15 protein-coding genes are annotated in these 16,669 nt (G+C 63.5%); 11 read left to right on the top strand and 4 right to left on the bottom strand.

The window, feature by feature from the left end; translation table 11 throughout:
* The first annotated feature begins 26 nt into the window (after nucleotides 1-26).
* The 5 genes from OYT13_RS06305 (at nucleotide 27) to OYT13_RS06285 (ending at nucleotide 6,157) form a co-directional block, all read left to right on the top strand.
* Entirely contained in the window at nucleotides 27-1,586 is a 1,560-nt protein-coding gene (locus OYT13_RS06305; RefSeq protein WP_268567463.1) for a PepSY-associated TM helix domain-containing protein, read from the top strand.
* Between the two features lie 310 nt (nucleotides 1,587-1,896).
* Nucleotides 1,897-3,315 (top strand): outer membrane beta-barrel protein, encoded by a 1,419-nt coding sequence (locus tag OYT13_RS06300; RefSeq protein ID WP_268567462.1) that lies wholly within the window; start codon nucleotides 1,897-1,899, stop codon nucleotides 3,313-3,315.
* Between the two features lie 264 nt (nucleotides 3,316-3,579).
* Nucleotides 3,580-4,425 (top strand): hypothetical protein, encoded by an 846-nt coding sequence (locus OYT13_RS06295; RefSeq protein ID WP_261938969.1) that lies wholly within the window; start codon nucleotides 3,580-3,582, stop codon nucleotides 4,423-4,425.
* Between the two features lie 57 nt (nucleotides 4,426-4,482).
* Nucleotides 4,483-5,472: a hypothetical protein gene (locus OYT13_RS06290; RefSeq protein WP_268567461.1), complete on the top strand. Its 990-nt coding sequence runs from the start codon at nucleotides 4,483-4,485 to the stop codon at nucleotides 5,470-5,472.
* Between the two features lie 205 nt (nucleotides 5,473-5,677).
* Complete coding sequence (locus OYT13_RS06285) at nucleotides 5,678-6,157, top strand: hypothetical protein (RefSeq protein WP_268567460.1); 480 nt, start codon at nucleotides 5,678-5,680, stop codon at nucleotides 6,155-6,157.
* Nucleotides 6,158-6,325: 168 nt separating this feature from the next.
* Here the strand turns inward: OYT13_RS06285 and OYT13_RS06280 are convergent, their stop codons facing one another.
* Nucleotides 6,326-6,775, bottom strand: a complete 450-nt coding sequence (locus tag OYT13_RS06280) for a DoxX family protein (protein WP_261938972.1) — start codon at nucleotides 6,773-6,775, stop codon at nucleotides 6,326-6,328.
* Nucleotides 6,776-6,819: 44 nt separating this feature from the next.
* On the bottom strand, nucleotides 6,820-7,641 hold the full coding sequence (locus tag OYT13_RS06275) for an alpha/beta fold hydrolase (RefSeq protein ID WP_261938973.1): 822 nt from the start codon (nucleotides 7,639-7,641) through the stop codon (nucleotides 6,820-6,822).
* A 453-nt stretch (nucleotides 7,642-8,094) separates the two neighbouring features.
* Between OYT13_RS06275 and OYT13_RS06270 the strand changes: the two genes are divergently transcribed.
* On the top strand, nucleotides 8,095-8,646 hold the full coding sequence (locus tag OYT13_RS06270) for an antibiotic biosynthesis monooxygenase (RefSeq protein ID WP_268567459.1): 552 nt from the start codon (nucleotides 8,095-8,097) through the stop codon (nucleotides 8,644-8,646).
* Nucleotides 8,647-8,812: 166 nt separating this feature from the next.
* Here the strand turns inward: OYT13_RS06270 and OYT13_RS06265 are convergent, their stop codons facing one another.
* Complete coding sequence (locus OYT13_RS06265; RefSeq protein WP_261938979.1) at nucleotides 8,813-9,628, bottom strand: DNA-binding transcriptional regulator; 816 nt, start codon at nucleotides 9,626-9,628, stop codon at nucleotides 8,813-8,815.
* 287 nt (nucleotides 9,629-9,915) lie between these two features.
* Between OYT13_RS06265 and OYT13_RS06260 the strand changes: the two genes are divergently transcribed.
* From OYT13_RS06260 to OYT13_RS06240, 5 genes are all read left to right on the top strand, one after another.
* Nucleotides 9,916-11,769, top strand: coding sequence for a bifunctional 3-(3-hydroxy-phenyl)propionate/3-hydroxycinnamic acid hydroxylase (locus OYT13_RS06260; protein WP_268567458.1), 1,854 nt, complete (start codon nucleotides 9,916-9,918; stop codon nucleotides 11,767-11,769).
* A 3-nt stretch (nucleotides 11,770-11,772) separates the two neighbouring features.
* Nucleotides 11,773-12,732, top strand: a complete 960-nt coding sequence (locus OYT13_RS06255) for a 3-carboxyethylcatechol 2,3-dioxygenase (RefSeq protein ID WP_268567457.1) — start codon at nucleotides 11,773-11,775, stop codon at nucleotides 12,730-12,732.
* 15 nt (nucleotides 12,733-12,747) lie between these two features.
* Entirely contained in the window at nucleotides 12,748-13,533 is a 786-nt protein-coding gene (gene mhpD, locus OYT13_RS06250; RefSeq protein ID WP_268567456.1) for a 2-keto-4-pentenoate hydratase, read from the top strand.
* A 275-nt stretch (nucleotides 13,534-13,808) separates the two neighbouring features.
* Entirely contained in the window at nucleotides 13,809-15,095 is a 1,287-nt protein-coding gene (gene mhpT / locus OYT13_RS06245; protein ID WP_268567455.1) for a 3-(3-hydroxy-phenyl)propionate transporter MhpT, read from the top strand.
* Between the two features lie 111 nt (nucleotides 15,096-15,206).
* Nucleotides 15,207-16,085: an alpha/beta fold hydrolase gene (locus tag OYT13_RS06240; protein WP_268567454.1), complete on the top strand. Its 879-nt coding sequence runs from the start codon at nucleotides 15,207-15,209 to the stop codon at nucleotides 16,083-16,085.
* Nucleotides 16,086-16,359: 274 nt separating this feature from the next.
* Here OYT13_RS06240 and OYT13_RS06235 read toward each other — a convergent pair whose 3' ends face one another.
* Entirely contained in the window at nucleotides 16,360-16,650 is a 291-nt protein-coding gene (locus OYT13_RS06235; RefSeq protein WP_268567453.1) for a YciI family protein, read from the bottom strand.
* Nucleotides 16,651-16,669 lie beyond the last annotated feature (19 nt).

The following is a 16,669-nucleotide window of genomic DNA, read 5'->3' as shown; positions in this document are numbered from 1 at the left end:
ATCGCAGGCCAAGGAGATCACGAATCATGGGGAAATCTTTTACGCCGATGCGCGACGTGCCGCCCAATCAGGTCGCCGGCCGCTATCGCACGCTGTGGCGCTGGCACTTCTATGCCGGGCTGTTCGTCATGCCCTGGCTCATGGTGTTGGCCGTCACGGGAACGATCTACGTCTTTCAACCACAGATTGAACCGTGGCTGTATCACGACCGAATGGTCGTTGCCGCGTCGCAGGCACCTCGCCTAACCGAGCAAACGCTCATGAAACGTGCTGCGGCATCGCTGCCGCGAGGCGCCACGATCAGTTCGGTCGAGGTGAATCGCGACCCGGCGCGAAGCGCGGAATTCATTTTCCGCCTACCCGGCGGCGAGCGCGAGAGTGTGTACGTCAACCCGTATTCGGGCGAGGTGCTGGGCACGCTCAGTGTCGAGCATCGGCTGATGAAGCAAGTGCGCCAGTTGCATCGCGCGATGATGCTCGGCAAACCGGGGGAGTTGCTCATGGAGCTGGCCGGTTGCTGGACACTGGTCATGCTGGCGACTGGCGTGGCGCTGTGGTGGCCGCGCGGCAGCGCGACATGGGCGGGTGCGCTCAAACCGCGACTTCAGTTGCGTGGCCGGCCTCTGCTGCGCAATCTGCATGGCGTCGCGGGCCTTTGGCTCGCGGCGGGCGGACTGGCGTTTGTGCTCACCGGGTTGCCTTGGTCGGGCTCGTGGGGCAAGCAGTTCAAGGCCATCGCGACGCAAGCGGGCATGGGCTATCCTGCCGGCGCGTGGGGCGAAGCGCCGGTACGCTCGCGCATGCCGACAAAGATGGATGATCTACCGATCGCTCAAATGCCGTGGGCCGTGGGCGACACGACGGTGCCCAATTCGAAGGTGCCAGCGCACGAGATGGTCGCCATGCACGGCGATCACGGCGATCCGGAGATGATCGGAATGCAAGGCATGGGCGCCTCGTCTCAAGCCGGCGGCGCAAGCGCCGCCGACGAACATGCCGCCCACGGTGGCGGTGGCGCCAAGAACGGGCTGACGATCGCTCAACTTGACGCTCAGGGTGCGCTGCCCATCGATCGTGTGATGGAAATCGCGGCGAGCAAGGGCGTGAGCACCGGATACAGCCTGGTCGTTCCGTCGCGCGCCGATGGCGTCTACACCGTTTCTTACTTCCCGCCTGATCCGCGCGACGAACGCACCCTGCACATCGACCAGTACAGCGGCACGGTGCTGCGCGACATCGATTACGACGCCTATGGCGGCGTCGCGCAGGCGATCTCATATGGCACGTCGCTGCACATGGGCCGATACTTCGGCGCCGCAAATCAATGGCTATGCGCGCTGATTTCGATGGGGCTCTTCGCCATGGCAGCCACAGGCGCCGCGATGTGGTGGATACGCCGCCCGTCTCGCTCGCTGGGCGCACCCGCCCGAATGCCGATGCGCGTTCCCATGCGTGGCTGGATCGTGTCCCTGGTCGTGCTGGGCGTCGTGTTTCCGCTGATGGGCGCGACGATGCTCGCGGTCTGGGCGCTTGACCGGATGTGGGTCAGGCAAGCAACGAAGTCGCTGCGGCAGACGGCACAATGAATGTCGTTGATGGGACCCCGCTGGACAGGGGGCCATCCCGCGCGTATGCGTCTGCATCAGTGCATTGGGTACCCACAATCCAGCGGAGAACGACAATTGAGGCCATTACGCAACACGCATGAATATGTCAAAACTATTTGAATAATGTCAAAGTCCCTCGCCAAAGCCATGGTTATGCTCGACCAAGAGTCGGATTCGACATGCGCATGCTGGATAGCGCACATGACCATAACATGGGTTCAGAGAGGCGAACATGCAATTTGGGCGAGCAAGAACGAGGGCTGGCAAGCCATTAAGGCACGACGGTGTCGTGCGGCGAGCCGAGGCGCCGGCGCGGCTACGCTTGCGGCACAGCAATCTGCTGTCCCTGATTGCCACGGCTCTGGTGTGGTCATCCCCGGTGCTTGCCCAGGACAAAGTGGCGCAATCGCCCACCGGCGAACCGCCATCGCCCGCGGCTCAGGTGCCCAGCCTGCCACCGCAAGCACCCAGCGATAACGCTGTTCCGGGCAAGGCCCCGGATCGCATCCCCACACCGGCCAGCCCGGCGAGTGCCACTGGCGCACCGTTCTCGCTCGGATCGTTCCTGATCTATCCAGAGCTCGCCACCTCGTGGATGTATGACAGTAATGTCTACTTTTTGCCGAACGACACTCGCCTGAGCGACCGGGCCTGGATCTTCTCTCCGGCGATCCGGGCCGAATCGAACTGGGCCAAGCATGAACTGGATTTTCACGCGTCCTTGGACAGTACACGCTACTCGACCTACACGTCGGAGAATTCGAACGATTTCCATTTAAGCACTGAAGGCCGCTACGACTTCAGCGCGAATACCAACGTCTACGGTGGCGTGCATTTCTCACAAGAGCACGAAGACCGCGAGTCGCCCTCGGCGCGTAACGGTTTGACACCCACCCAATACCATCAATTGCGCCTGTATGGCGGTGTGTTTCATCAGTTCGGTCGGGTCTCGGTGCGCGTGGCGGGTACGGCACAGCAGCTCACTTATAACAACGTCAACTTCCTCACCAGCAGCGGCGCCATCAACATCATCAACAATAGCGACCGCGACCGCTGGCAGTACACCGGCGGCGTGCGCGTCGGATACGAGGTCACGCCACGCATCGAGCCCTACGTTCAGATCGCCTTCGATAACCGGTACTACAACAGCTCGGTCGACGATCTCGGCTATGAGCGCGACTCGACCGGGATGCGCTATCTGGCCGGCGTCCGATGGAACATTCCTCGCGTATTGAAACTCGATGCATTCGCCGGGTGGCTGCGACAGGATTATCGAGATCCGCGATTCGTCGACGTCACCGCGCCCGTGGTAGGCGCCGCGCTGCAATGGGTACCTACCGATCGCACCACTGTGTCGGCCTATCTCGACCGAACGGTCGAGGAAACCACCGTCACGTCAACACCGTCGCCCAGCGTGTTGCTGGTGTCGTCGAGCTATTTGAACACTTACGCATCGCTCGGCGTCGAGCAACGCTTGACGGAAAAACTGACCGTCAGGGGCACCGGCTCGCTGTCCCACGTCGCTTATAAAGGCATTCCCCGCAGCGACGACTACTACGGCGCCACGTTGGGGATGAGCTACCGCTTTCATCGGAATCTATTGCTCGACCTGAGCGTGACCGCACGACGACTCAATTCAAGCGTCCCGACCGAGAATTTCAATCAGTACACGGTGATGGCCCGCGTGGTCATCCCCTTTTCGCACTGATCGTCCCCTGCGAATTATGCGTCGCCGGCACCGAATCCGCCGGCACGCTGCCGCATAAATGCGACGCTGCGCATCGGACTTCGGGTTGCCTCAGACAAACGCCATCCGCGCCGCTCGGCTGCATGCAATGCCCTTGATGCGCATCAATATCCGCAGCGTGCAAGCTGCAAAAATGTAGTCGAACAATACAGGTCGACACGAGTGCATTCGGCCCTGATCACGTGAATCGGCGCACTTCCATATCCATGCAACGAGAGGAAATTCATGTCCACCAAACCCCTATCCATGACCAGAATCGTCATTGCCACCGCAGCGTCGCTCGGCATGGTCATGAGTGTCAGCAGCACCGCCCCGAATTGGCTGGCTTCACTGGCGCCAATCTCATCCGCGCATGCTCAAAGCGGCACACCGAAGGGCGCGGGCGGGCCAAGCGCCGAGCGCGGCAACAAGGGCAAGCGCGGCTCGTCAACTGATGCGGGTTCAAGCGGTTCCGGCCAAGGCGGCCCGAGCGCCGACAGCGATGCGAAAGGGCCGAAGTATGGCGGCGGAGGCTCCAAGCCAGCCCCGGGCACTCAAGGAGGCAAACCGGCTTGGGCGCAGGAAGGCATTCCTTCGGATCTTGAACTGGGTCGCCTGAACGTAGCCCGCGCGCCGTCTCATGTGCTTGACCGCTCGCTGGCCGATGCGCTCTCCAGCATGCAACCGGCGTTCTATAACCAGGTTCTGGCGATCGCAGACAACGCCGCGCTCACCATGGATCAGAAAGTCGCGGCGCTGCAAACGTTAGTCAAGCAGACGTTCACCGATACGTCGGTTGTCATGGTCGACTCGCCACTACAAAACCTGGCGCTCTATAAAAATCTGCTGACCACCGGTCAGATCGTCAGCAGTTCGGGAACTTACGACGCGAGCACGTCGGCGACCCGTGCGCTCCTTCTTGCTGCGGTGTTCATTGGCACGGCGTCCGACAAGACATTGCCGGTCAGTACCGCAACTGTCGACGCCATCAACAAGATCATGACGCTGACGCTACCCACTGGTATTTCGGATGCCGAACTTGGTGCCATTGCAGAAGCAGTGCGCGCAGCGATTGCGGAAGCGCATGGCTGATCGCCGCCGCGCGCAGTTGGTCACGTCATTCGCCATTGAACGTTCGAGCCACGAGAAATGGGCGCCATCATGAAACATAAGGTCCGGGTCGCCATGCTTGCCATGGCGGCAATCGGCACATCTCTGCTCGCGCCGGAGCGCATTGGCACGCCAATCGTCTCTGTTGTGATCGGGCTCGCCAACGCGCAAGACGCAGGCGGAGGTGGCGGCCATGACAGTGGCGGCAGCAGCGGAGGGCATGACAGCGGCGGCGGTGCCAGTGGCCATAACGGCGGCGGCAGTGGGCGTGGCGGTGGCGGACATGATGCAGGCGGGGAAACCGGGGGGACCGTGGAAAAAGGCCATGGCACGCGCTACGGACACGAGGGTCACGAAAGCGGCCAACACCAGGGCGCCACCTCTCATCCCTCGCCAGGTGCTGAGCGCTTCGGCGGCGGCAGCGGCATACGTGGCAATGGGCAAGTGCCCGAGGGGGTCGGCCGCTACGGCAGTGGAGCGGCCCGCCTGGAGGACGTGGGCCGCACGCGCCTGCGTTACTGGGGCGGGTGGTCCAACCCGGATGATCCATTGACGCCGCCCGACCCGGGAACCGAGACAACCACCCCGACGATCGGTGACACGTCCGACTTCATTCCGGGCCCGGGGGGTGGTCCGGCGGTCAACGTGCGCAATTCGCTCGACAGTTCACCGCGCTGCCAAGGCGTATCGCTGGGTATGACAGCCGCGCAGCAATTCAGTGGCAGCAATCTGTTGCGCTTGAACACGGCGCGCGGCGAGGTCGATCCGGCGCTGGCCGCCAGCGGCAAGATCGCCGCGCCATATTTGATGGGCAACCTGCAAAGCGAACTGATCAAGCCCGCACCGAATCCGGAACTGGCCGGCACGTTGCTGGGCCTGGTGGCCAAGGCACCGGTCACCGCCGGAGCCGTCAAGAAAATCGGATTCCTTCTGTGCGCCAGGATGAACGACACACAGGCGGACCAGATCGCCCAGATTGCAGAGCAACAACGAATGGCGCTCGCCGCGACGCCCGCGCCGAGGAAGTAAGCATGCCACGTCTGGCCGACGAAATAATGGCCGTCGTATCGATTTGCGCGCATGCCATTGCGGCCGTCGCGCAAGCGCAGAGGGGTGAGCGGCTATCACGTTCAGGAGCATCAGACGTGGTTGGAAAGCCGTCGCTCGTCGCAATCGCATTGGTCGTTTCGTAACCCGGCAGGAATTGCCCTGCATACAACGATTGGAGAACACCATGAAATCGCGCAAATTGATTGCCTCGTTGGTCTTGTCCTCAACCCTCGCCTTGCTACTGGGCGGAACCGTGGGAGTCGCCGTAGCTCAGGACCAGACAAAAGACCAGTTGCGGGACAAGGATCAGCTTCAGGACAGAGACCGTCTGAAAGACAAAGACCTGCTTCAAGACAGAACCCGAGACCGGACACAAACGCAGTCGCGAGACACCATCTACGGCAGCCAGTTGATGACGCCGAGCGAACGTAACGAGTATCGCGCCAAGATGCGTGCCGCCAAGACGGTGCGCGAGCGTGAGGCCCTGAGACTGGAACATCACCGCCAGATGCAGGAGCGCGCGCGCGAGCGCGGCGTGACGCTGCCGGATATGCCTCCGGCGCGCGGCAGCGGTACCGGCGGCCGAGGTGGCATGGGCGGCGGCATGAGCGGCGGGGTTGGCGGTGGGGTGGGTGCCGGTGGTGCGGGCGGTGGTGGCCGATAAGCTGGCGCGCCTGCGCTCATAGGACACATCTCGTCGGGGCGGCGACCTCGTAGCGACCGCATGAGCGGCATCAGGATACGGCGTTCGCCTTGCTCGGGCACCGGGATCTCCTTACCCGCTCCCCCGACGAGACGCCTCACGTCAAATGAGACGAGCGAAAGCGTGTCATCACGATCCTCGGCAAACGTTTGTGCTCAGGTCATACCAAGCGACGGCGACGAATCCGCCCACCAGTCCGAGATGCTCGAAAAAGCCGTTGGCAAGCATCAGCCGCGCCTCGGGAGGCGCGGCCCAGAACCGGTTGGCGAGACACGACGCCGCCAGCGTAAATCCGGCCAACGCCAACGCCCCCAACCACCGCCACCGGCCCGTCAGGATCAACAGTGACGCGCCGATTTCAAGCACGATAACGGCCAGTGCCATCGGCGCGGCCGGCGACAAACCGAAGTGCCGCATCTCGGCGATGGCGCCCGGGAAATCCATCGCCTTGTCGATGCCACCTTGCAGATAAGCGCTACACAATAGCAACAGCGCGAGCCAGTAGATCCAGCTCGGTAGCGAACACGTCTTGCGAGCAACCGCAGATGAAACATCCGGCGACGGCGGGAGGGGAGCCATAGAGCACCTCGGTTAACACACGCTGATCAGAACGCCCAGCAAGCTCACGGGTTGATGAAGGCCAGCAGGTCGGCGTTGACCTGATCGGCGTTGATCACGCACATGCCGTGGGACGCCCCCTTGTACACCTTGAGCTTGGCGTTGGGGGCGATCTTGACCGACAGCTCGGCGGCATGGCCGATCGGGACGATCTGGTCGTCGTCGCCGTGCAGGATCAGCGTCGGGATCGTCATTTTCTTCAGATCTTCCGTGTAGTCGACTTCCGAGAATTCCTTGACGCACAGATACTGGCCCAGAATGCTGCCGGTCATGCCCTGCGCCCAGAACGCGTCGACGGTGCCTTGCGACACCTTGGCATCCGGACGGTTGAAACCGAAGAACGGCACCGCCAGGTCCTTGTAGAACTGCGAGCGATTGTCTGCCACGCTCTTGCGGATGTTGTCGAACACCTCGAGCGGCAAGCCGTTCGGATAGGCGGCTGACTTGGCCATGATCGGCGGCACCGCGCCGATCAATACCGCGCGCGCGACGCGCTGGGTGCCGTGCCGGCCAATGTAGTGCGCGACTTCGCCACCGCCGGTCGAGTGACCGACCAGCGTAGCGCCCTGAATGTCGAGCGAGTCCAGCAGCGACGCCAAGTCGTCTGCGTAGGTATCCATATCGTTGCCATGCGCCGACTGGCTGGAACGCCCATGTCCCCTACGGTCGTGCGCGATGACACGACAGCCGTGCTGTACCAGGAAGAGCATCTGCGCGTCCCAGGCGTCGGCATTGAGCGGCCAGCCGTGCGAGAAGACCACGGGTTTTCCGCTACCCCAGTCTTTATAGAAAATTTGCGTGCCGTCTTGGGTGGTGATCGTATTCATCGTCTGCGCTCCGAGGAAGGAATGGCGGAATAGCGAGGGCAACTTCGGGTTGAAACCGGCGTGGGCTGCATTTGCACCGCGGGCCGCCACCGTGGCGGCCGCACCAAGTGTGTCGGCACTGCTCGCCGGCCATCTGCGACGCGAGGTGCCGACGGTGCTGGAGGGCGTCTGGTGTTGTGCTGCAACGCCTGACGACCGATCACAAGGAAGACTAATGGCTCTGTGCCGGCGCCGCCATCGTCACTTGGTATTAACCGCCCGGATCGAGCGCTTCGGACGATTCGCTAGAATGCGCTTCCCCCCGATTGGGCGTCAATCAGCCATTCACGGCTCGCGACGTGCACGTCTATCTCACGCGCGCCGGGCGCGGCACACCTTTGTGCTATTGGTGAGCCCGCTGGACTGTGATTTGATGATGACGTTCTCCCCATCACGCCCTGCGCGTTGCCCATCATGACCCGCGAGCCCAGCGACATCGTCACGAGCATCATTACCCACGAGATCATTCCCGAAGCGACGCATCGCTACGAGCAATGGCTCGCCGACATCCGAAAGACTTGCGAGAGCTTCGAGGGCTATCTTTCCACCGATGTGATCCGGCCGCTCGGTCAGCAGCACACCTATGTGGTGATCATTCGTTTCGACGGCTTTGAAAACCTCACGCGCTGGATGGAGTCTGCCGAACGCCGCGAATTCCTGAAGCGTATGCAGCCCTTTTTGCCGAAGGGCGATCGCTACCAGATCCGCACGGGACTGGAATTCTGGTTCGAGCCTCCTGCGCACAAGCCCGCTACGCCATGGAAGCAGTGGTTGGTGACGTGGTCTGCAATCTTTCCCTTGTCGGTCCTGGTGCCTTGGCTGCTCGGGCCGGTATTCGCCCTGTGGCCCTTCCCCGGCGAGTCGATCGTCGCCCGGATGGCCGGTTCCGCGGTGATCGTGTTGCTGATGGTCTACGTCGTGATGCCGCGCTACACGAAGGCGGTCGCCGGCTGGTTGTTTCGCTGAGGTGTAATGACCCAGCGGAGCCAGCACGGGTCAAGCGGCTAACGCGAACGCCTCAGCCGGCGTTTTCAGCTTTAGCGCCTGGCGTGCCCGACGAGAAGGGCCGTCTTCCGGGCTGACGTGAATTGATCGACGTCCAGACCCAAGCCGCCACGGCAAGCAGTGGCGCTTAATCGTCAGCGGACGCCGCATGCACCGGGGCGGCCGGCGCCACGGCGGCCGCCATCTGCGCCGCCGCCTCCTGCAGCGGCGGCACGAACCGCCGCACGGCCTCGGCCGGGCTCACGGCCTGATCGAGATAGATCACGTTAAGACTCGCCAGCACACGTCCCTCCGACACAATGGCGACCGCTACCGCGCCGATCTTGCGCTGGTCGAGCCAGTCGCCATGATTCGAGCCGAAGCCGTTCTCGCGCGTCTGTCGCACGAGATTGCGGATGAACGCGTCGTCGCCGGCAAACCGCTGCTGCAACTCCCCGCCCGCGCCCGTTCGCAGCAAATCGAGAATGTCCTCGCGCTCCGCCTCCGGGCACATACCGAAGTACGCCCGTCCAGCAGCCGTGAACAGCATCGGCAGGCGCCGCCCGACCATGGCGCGGTGAAACGACAACGGGCTGAAACGATGTGTCGTCTCGCGGATGATCATGGCGTCGCCGTCGGGAGTGGTCAGATCGGAGGGCCACACCACACGCTGCATCAACTTCCCCATGATCGGCGGTGCGACGGTCGCGATGCGTTCGTCGTCCGTGAAGCCCTCGCTGAGCGAGCGCACCGCGAGCGCCAGTCGGAAGGTGTCGTCGGAGGTGCTGCGTCGCACGAATCCGTCTTCCAGCAATGTCTCCAGCAGTCTGCGCACGGTGGTGCGGTGAAGTCCCGTCGCTTCGCTCAACTGCTGCGGCGTCGCGCGTCCCCGCGCCATCGCGTTGAGCGCCCGCAGTACCAGCAGGCCGCGCGATAGCCCGCGCACGTTCGGATATTTGCTCATGAAATCGTATTTAAAATCAATGATGTGCATTCTATGCACATTTCGACGAAATTGTTGAGCGCTTTTCGCGACCTGCCTAGACTCATCGAAAAATCAGAGCGCTAGCGGAGACACCTTCTTTTCGGTGTGAGCGAGTGTCGTCGAAGACGCCCCGCTCGACGACCGACCCCGGCCCAACGATTAGCGGACGACACGAGCCGCGACGGAATCAACGAACGCAGCACGCCATTCGAACGCGCCAGACCGGCGTGCGGGGCGCGCTCGCGCTCAAAAAAGGAGCGAGACACATGAGTACATTCGACAAAGCCGCCAGTGCCGTGGCTGACACCACTGCCGACATTTCGACGGACGTGGCCATCGTCGGAGCCGGCCCGGTTGGGCTGATGATCGCGAATATTCTCGGCTTGCAAGGCGTGCGCGTCACGATCCTGGAAAAGCTGGATCAACTCATCGATTACCCGCGCGCCATCGGTCTGGACGACGAGGCCTTGCGTGTATTCCAGGCCGTCGGCCTTGCCGACGCTCTGCTTCCGCATACGACCCCCGATCACTGGATGCGGTTTGTCACGAGCGATGGTCACTGCTTCGCGTCGATCGAGCCGCGTACCGACGAATTCGGCTGGTCGCGCCGCAACGCGTTCATTCAACCGCTCGCCGATCGGGTGCTGTTCGAGGGGCTCGAGCGCTTCGCGCATGTGGATGTGCGTTTCGGGCACGGCGTCGAGGCGCTCGCGCAGGACGCTCGGGGGGTGACGCTGAGCACGCGAACGAGCGATGGCGAAGTCCGTACGATTCGCGCACGTTACGTTGTCGGCGCCGACGGCGGCAACAGCATGATTCGTCGCCTGCTTCAGGTGCCGTTCGAAGGACGCACGAAGCCCAACCAGTGGATCGTGGTCGATGTGCGTAACGACCCGGTGGGCTCGCCTCACGTTTATCTGCACTGCGATCACGAACGCCCATACGTTACCGCCGCCCTGCCCCACGGCATTCGCCGCTTCGAATTCATGGTCATGCCGGGCGAGACGGAAGAAGAACTCTCCAAGCCCGAGAACATGGCGGCGCTGATTCGCAAGGTGGTCGCGCATCCGGACCGGGTCGACTACATCCGCAAGCGGGTCTACACGCACAACGCGCGTCTGGCGGAAACGTTCCGCGTGGATCGCGTGCTGCTGGCGGGCGACGCGGCGCACATCATGCCCGTATGGCAGGGGCAGGGCTACAACAGCGGCATTCGCGACGCCAACAACCTGGGCTGGAAGCTTGCGATGGTGATCAAGGGGCAGAGTCTCCCGAGCCTGCTCGACACGTACACCGCCGAGCGCCGGCCACATGCGCGCTCGATGATCCACCTCTCCGAAGTCGCGGGCGACATCTTTGCACCGACCACGCGCTTCGGCGTGCGCTTCCGTGATGCCTTCGTGCGCAGCTTCAACCTGTTTCCGTCGGTCAGGCGCTACTTCGTGGAAATGCGTTTCAAGCCGATGCCGCGCTACGAAGCGGGAGTGGTGTTGCTTCCCCCCTCCACATCCACCGGCGGCTGGCTGGCGCGCCTGTTGAAGCGCTCGGGCAATTCGGCGCCGGGCCGTCTGCTGGGCCTGATGAGCGAGAAGCGCGATTCGTGGCTCGGCCGCCGGGTGTATGGCCGTGACCCGTTTGCCAGTTCGCCGGTCGGGCGTCTGTTCATTCAGCCGAGTGTCCGCACCGGGACCGGCGAGCTTCAACGTCTCGACGACGTCATCGGCAATCACTTTGCCGTGCTCGGATGGGGGGCCGACCCGACGTTCGGCCTGACGGCGCGTGCGCGCGCCGTTGCCGAGACACTGGGCGTGCGCTTCGTGCTGGCCAAGCCCGACGTGCAGATGGCGCACACCGACGACGTGCCGGAGAGCGTGATCGCGATCGGCGATCCACTCAATCGACTGAAGGACTGGTTCGGTGCGCGTTCGCAATCCGTGGTCTTGTTGCGCCCCGATCGATTCGTCGCGGGTGTCTGCGCTCCGCAGGAAGTGTCGGACGCACTGATCGCGCTAGCCGGCAAGGTAGCGCTCTCCGACGATCCGGTGCGGCAGGCGACGCCGCTGCACGCGCCACAGCATCACGCCCCCGCCCTCGTCATGCAGCAAGTTGCCGGAGCCTAAGTGATGCCGATTCATCTCGAATGCATTTCGCACACACCGTTGCACGGCTATTTCGATCCGCCCGACGACATCGTGTCCGACGTGAAGCGGGTGCAGGCGCAGGCACGCGAGCGCGTGCGCGCGTTCGATCCCGAACTGGTCGTCGTATTCGCGCCGGATCACTTCAACGGCTTCTTCTATGACGTCATGCCGCCGTTCTGCATCGGCGCGGCGGCCACGGCGATCGGCGACTTCAACAGTCTGGCCGGCAAGCTGCCGGTCCCGTCAGATATCGCGCATGCGCTCGCCGAGCATGTGCTGGCGTCAGAGGTCGATGTCGCGCTGTCGTACCGCATGCAGGTCGATCACGGCTGCGCCTATGCGTTGGAGGTGCTCACAGGCGGGCTCGATGCCCACCCGGTCGTGCCGGTGTTCATCAACTCGGTCGCGCCGCCGATGGCGACGCTGCGCCGGTCTCGCCTGCTGGGAGATGCCATCGGCCGGCACCTGGCGCGCACGGACAAGCGCGTGCTGGTGGTGGGATCGGGCGGCATCTCGCACGAGCCGCCCGTGCCCGAGTTGATCGGTGCGACCGAGGAGGTCGCCGAGCGTCTGATCGCCGGCCGTAACCCGTCCGCAGAGTCGCGCGCGGCGCGTCAGGCACGCACGGTGGCCGCCGCCGAAGCGTTCACGGCGGGAACGAGTCATCTGCATCCGCTCAATCCGCAGTGGGACCACGCGTTTCTCTCGTTGCTCTGCGACGGGCATCTGAGCGCCGTCGATGACATCAGCAACGACGCGATCACGCGCGACGGCGGCAAATCGGCCCACGAAATCCGTACGTGGGTCGCAGCGTTCGCGGCACTCGCCGCTTATGGCGAGTACGGCGCGTCCCTCGATTACTACCGTGCGATTCCCGAATGGATCGCCGGCTTTGCCGCGATGCACGCCACGCCGCAAACGGCGCTGGCCGCGGCCGCCTGATAGAAGGAGTCCCCAATGTCGAATTCCCCGTTGATTCAGACCCTCGCCGAGCGTCTTCGCCGGGCCGAGGCCACGCGCCAGCCCATTGCACCGGTTCGCGGCGAGATCGCACCCGACGACATGGCGAGCGCCTATGCCGTGCAGCAGTGCAACGTCGCCGCGCGCGCCGCCACGGGCGAGCGCATCGTCGGCCGGAAGATCGGCCTGACATCGCTCGCGGTACAGCGGCAACTCGGTGTGGATCAGCCCGACTTCGGCGCGCTGTTTGCCGGCATGGCTTACGGCGACGCGCAGCCGATGCCGCTTGCGAGCCTCATCCAGCCCAAGGTTGAAGCCGAGATCGCGCTTGTGATCGAGCGTGACCTCACGTGCGAGAAACACACGTTCGCCGACATTCTGCGCGCCACCGCCTACGCGGTCGCGGCCGTGGAAGTCGTCGACAGCCGCATCGAGCAGTGGAATATCCGCTTCGTCGACACCGTGGCCGACAACGCGTCGAGCGCGCTGTTCGTGCTGGGCAGCCGACCGGTCGCGCTCGCCGACATTGACCTGACAGCCTGCGCAATGACGCTTTCGCACAACGGCGAAGTGCGCTCGCGCGGCAACGGCGCGGCCTGTCTGGGCAACCCGCTGAATGCCGCAGTCTGGCTCGCCGACCGCATGGCGCAACTCGGCACGCCGCTGCGCGCGGGGGACGTGGTGCTCACCGGCGCACTCGGGCCGATGGTCCCCGTTACCGAGGCAGGTACGTTCGTCACGGAAATCGAAGGTCTGGGCAGCGTACGCGCGACGTTTGCGTAAGGCAGCCCACGCACGCGCCATCACACGCAAGGACACGCGGACACATCGGGACGCATCGGGCAGCAGCGCAAGACGACTGGTGGCGGTGCTATGCGAGTCAAGGCGATGCAATGCGGCAACGTCATGGGGTGAACCGATGCGACGAACTAATGCGACTTAGGTCGCTTGTGAACCAGACTTTTCGCCGTCGAACATCGAGAGGTAAAGCGCGCAACTCCCAAGACTCAACACGACCGCCAAGAAGAGCGGATTTTCCTGGAACTGGAGACAAAGCAATGCAAGCATCATCACCGCAAGGCGCGGCGCCCGCAAAGGGTAGCCTCGCAACGATCGCACTGTGTTTGGCCATCGCCCTGCTCGAAGGGCTCGATCTGCAGTCGGCCGGCGTGGCGGCCCCACGCATCGCAAAGGAGTTCGCGCTTTCCGTGGCGCAGATGGGATGGGCGTTCAGCGCCGGTGCCATCGGCTTGTTGCCGGGCGCGGCACTGGGCGGGCGTTTGGCCGACCGTTGGGGGCGCAAACGGGTGCTGATGTTGTCCGTCGCGCTGTTCGGCATTTTCTCGCTCGCCACGGCACACACCTGGAATTTCGAATCGCTGCTGACGGCGCGCTTTCTGACCGGTCTCGGTCTCGGTGCCGCCATGCCAAATCTGATCGCGCTGTGCGCCGAAGCTGCACCGGAAGGCCAGCGAAGCACGGCTGTTGGCGCCATGTATTGCGGCATGCCGTTCGGCGCAGCATTCGCTGCCGTGATCGGCATCATGAGTCCTGGCGACGAGGGCTGGCGACACGTGTTTTACGTCGGCGGCTTCGGTCCGATGTTGATGGTGCCACTGCTGGGGCTTTATCTGCGTGAGTCGGCACAGTTTGTCGCCACGCGTGTGACGCGTGACTCCGGCGTCGGCGGCACCACGGCGCAGCACGACGCGCCCGGCGCGACACCGAGCATCACGCACGCGCTGTGGAAGGAGGGCCGCACGCGCACGACGATCGCACTGTGGACGAGCTACCTCGGCACGCTCATCGTCCTGTACTTCCTGATGAACTGGCTGCCGTCGATGGTCGTGGCCAACGGGCTGTCGCGCGCGCAGGCAGGCATGGCCATCATGATGTTCAACATCGGTGGCGGCATCGGGGCGATCGGCATTGCGAACGTGATGGATCGTTACTCGCCGCGCCTGACCGTGATCGGCATGTACCTCGGCATTGCGTTGTCACTGGCCGGGTTGTCGGGGGCCAACGGTGCGGTGACGATGGCCTGCGGCGCCTTCTTCTGCGGGCTGTTCCTGGTCGGGGGGCAGTCGGTGCTGTATTCGATGGCCGGGCAGGCGTATGCCACAGAAGTGCGGGGCACGGGCGTGGGGGCGGCGGTGGCCGTCGGGCGTCTTGGTTCGATCCTGGGGCCGCTGATCGCCGGTCAGTTGTTCGCGCTGGGGCAGAGTGCGTCGATGCTGGTGTCCTCGAGCATTCCGTTGATCGTGATCGCAGCCGTTGCCGCGCTGAGCGTGGTGAGCACGTTCGCACCGCGCATGGTCGCCGGCGTCACTCAGCCGGGGCGATGACCGGCCGGCGCCGAGCTTCGTCGAGTGCTTGAGAAAGTCTTTGGGAGGGTGGCGTGTTTCATGACGAGGCGCGCCGTCCTCAACGATTCACTATTCGTAGAGGGAGTCATTATGACGACAACGCAATCGGCCGACATGGCGCTCACGGAAGCGTCCACGAGCCGCTTCGTGACGATCCGCGACGCGGACACGGAATATCGCATTCACTACAACGATACCGGCAGTGGCGCCGAAACGGTGGTGATGCTGCATGGGTCCGGACCGGGCGCGACCGGCTGGGCCAATTTCAACCGCAACGTCGAGCCGATGGTCGACGCCGGCTACCGCGTGCTGCTGGTCGATTGCCCCGGTTGGGGAAAAAGCGATCCGGTCGTCAACACCGGATCGCGTTCCGAATTGAACGCACGCGTGCTCAAGGCCGTGCTCGATGCGCTCGACATCGAGCGCGTGCACATCATCGGCAATTCGATGGGGGGACACAGTACCGTGGCGTTCGCCCTGTCGAATCCCGCGCGCGTCGGCAAGCTGATCCTGATGGGAGGCGGCACCGGCGGTCCGAGCCAATTCGTGGCCATGCCGACGGAAGGCATCAAACTGCTCAATGGTCTGTACAAGGATCCGACCATCGAGAACCTGAAGCGCATGATGAACGTGTTCGTCTTCGACGCGAGTTCGATCACCGAGGATCTGATGCAGGCCCGGCTCGACAACATGCTCGCGAATCGCGACCACCTCGAGAATTTCGTGAAGAGTCTTGCTGCGAATCCGAAACAGTTCACGGACTATGGCGCACGATTGGGCGAGGTCGCGGCGCCGACGCTGATCGTCTGGGGGCGTGACGACCGGTTTGTGCCAATGGACGTCGGCCTGCGACTGCTGGCCGGCTTGCCGAATGCGCAATTGCACGTGTTCAACCGCTGCGGACACTGGGTGCAGTGGGAGCACGCGGACGCATTCAATCGCATGGTCATCGACTTTCTGGCGCACTAGAAGAATATCGCCCATCGGCTTCCCTGTCATAGGGTCATCGCATGACAGGGAAGCTTCGCGGATCGGTGAGCCTCGGTCTTTCGCGTCGTGCTTGCTTGGCTGGGATGCCGAGGTCAGCGTATCCGAGCGCCGGCAGGTCGAACGCCGACTTCAAGCTAGGTGACCGTATCGTCGGCACGGCACCTTCTCACGGCCAAGCATCTGCTTGGCGAACGCATCCGAATGATTTGATGGCGCCGTTCGCAGCGCTGCCGCTTGGGCATGGAGCGCAAAGCTACGCTCCTAAGTCGGGCATGCCCGGAGCGGCCATCGTCGGTTCCCAGGCAATGATTTGGTAGCTGGCGACCCCGGCCTGATGGAAGGGGTCTTCGGAAATCCATTGCGAGACTTCGTCAAGCGCGTTGGCTCTGGCGAGAATTACGCCACCGGTTCGTGGCGACTTCCGGCCCGAGAGCAGGAGGTGCCCCGCTGCGTAATGGCGATTCAGAAAGGCGCGATGGTCGTCCATGTGGACGTCCACTTCGGACAACGGGCGCAGATAGTCGAGAAGGATGAGAAACAGCATGATGATCCTCGTTGTTTTT

It is taken from the genome of Pandoraea sp. XJJ-1 (assembly GCF_026802345.1).
In the GTDB taxonomy this organism is placed as follows: domain Bacteria; phylum Pseudomonadota; class Gammaproteobacteria; order Burkholderiales; family Burkholderiaceae; genus Pandoraea; species Pandoraea cepalis.
The sequence above is the reverse complement of the archived record's forward strand: the minus strand, read 5'-3'. Positions and strand labels throughout refer to the sequence as shown.

Excerpts from the sequence above, each read along its gene's own strand:
- OYT13_RS06305 (WP_268567463.1), top strand. The coding sequence starts at position 27 with ATGGGGAAATCTTTTACGCCGATGCGCGACGTGCCGCCCAATCAGGTC.
- OYT13_RS06295 (WP_261938969.1), top strand. The coding sequence starts at position 3,580 with ATGTCCACCAAACCCCTATCCATGACCAGAATCGTCATTGCCACCGCA.
- OYT13_RS06290 (WP_268567461.1), top strand. The coding sequence starts at position 4,483 with ATGGGCGCCATCATGAAACATAAGGTCCGGGTCGCCATGCTTGCCATG.
- OYT13_RS06285 (WP_268567460.1), top strand. The coding sequence starts at position 5,678 with ATGAAATCGCGCAAATTGATTGCCTCGTTGGTCTTGTCCTCAACCCTC.
- OYT13_RS06280 (WP_261938972.1), bottom strand. The coding sequence starts at position 6,775 with ATGGCTCCCCTCCCGCCGTCGCCGGATGTTTCATCTGCGGTTGCTCGC.
- OYT13_RS06275 (WP_261938973.1), bottom strand. The coding sequence starts at position 7,641 with ATGAATACGATCACCACCCAAGACGGCACGCAAATTTTCTATAAAGAC.
- OYT13_RS06270 (WP_268567459.1), top strand. The coding sequence starts at position 8,095 with ATGACCCGCGAGCCCAGCGACATCGTCACGAGCATCATTACCCACGAG.
- OYT13_RS06265 (WP_261938979.1), bottom strand. The coding sequence starts at position 9,628 with ATGAGCAAATATCCGAACGTGCGCGGGCTATCGCGCGGCCTGCTGGTA.
- OYT13_RS06260 (WP_268567458.1), top strand. The coding sequence starts at position 9,916 with ATGAGTACATTCGACAAAGCCGCCAGTGCCGTGGCTGACACCACTGCC.
- OYT13_RS06255 (WP_268567457.1), top strand. The coding sequence starts at position 11,773 with ATGCCGATTCATCTCGAATGCATTTCGCACACACCGTTGCACGGCTAT.
- mhpD (WP_268567456.1), top strand. The coding sequence starts at position 12,748 with ATGTCGAATTCCCCGTTGATTCAGACCCTCGCCGAGCGTCTTCGCCGG.
- mhpT (WP_268567455.1), top strand. The coding sequence starts at position 13,809 with ATGCAAGCATCATCACCGCAAGGCGCGGCGCCCGCAAAGGGTAGCCTC.
- OYT13_RS06240 (WP_268567454.1), top strand. The coding sequence starts at position 15,207 with ATGACGACAACGCAATCGGCCGACATGGCGCTCACGGAAGCGTCCACG.
- OYT13_RS06235 (WP_268567453.1), bottom strand. The coding sequence starts at position 16,650 with ATGCTGTTTCTCATCCTTCTCGACTATCTGCGCCCGTTGTCCGAAGTG.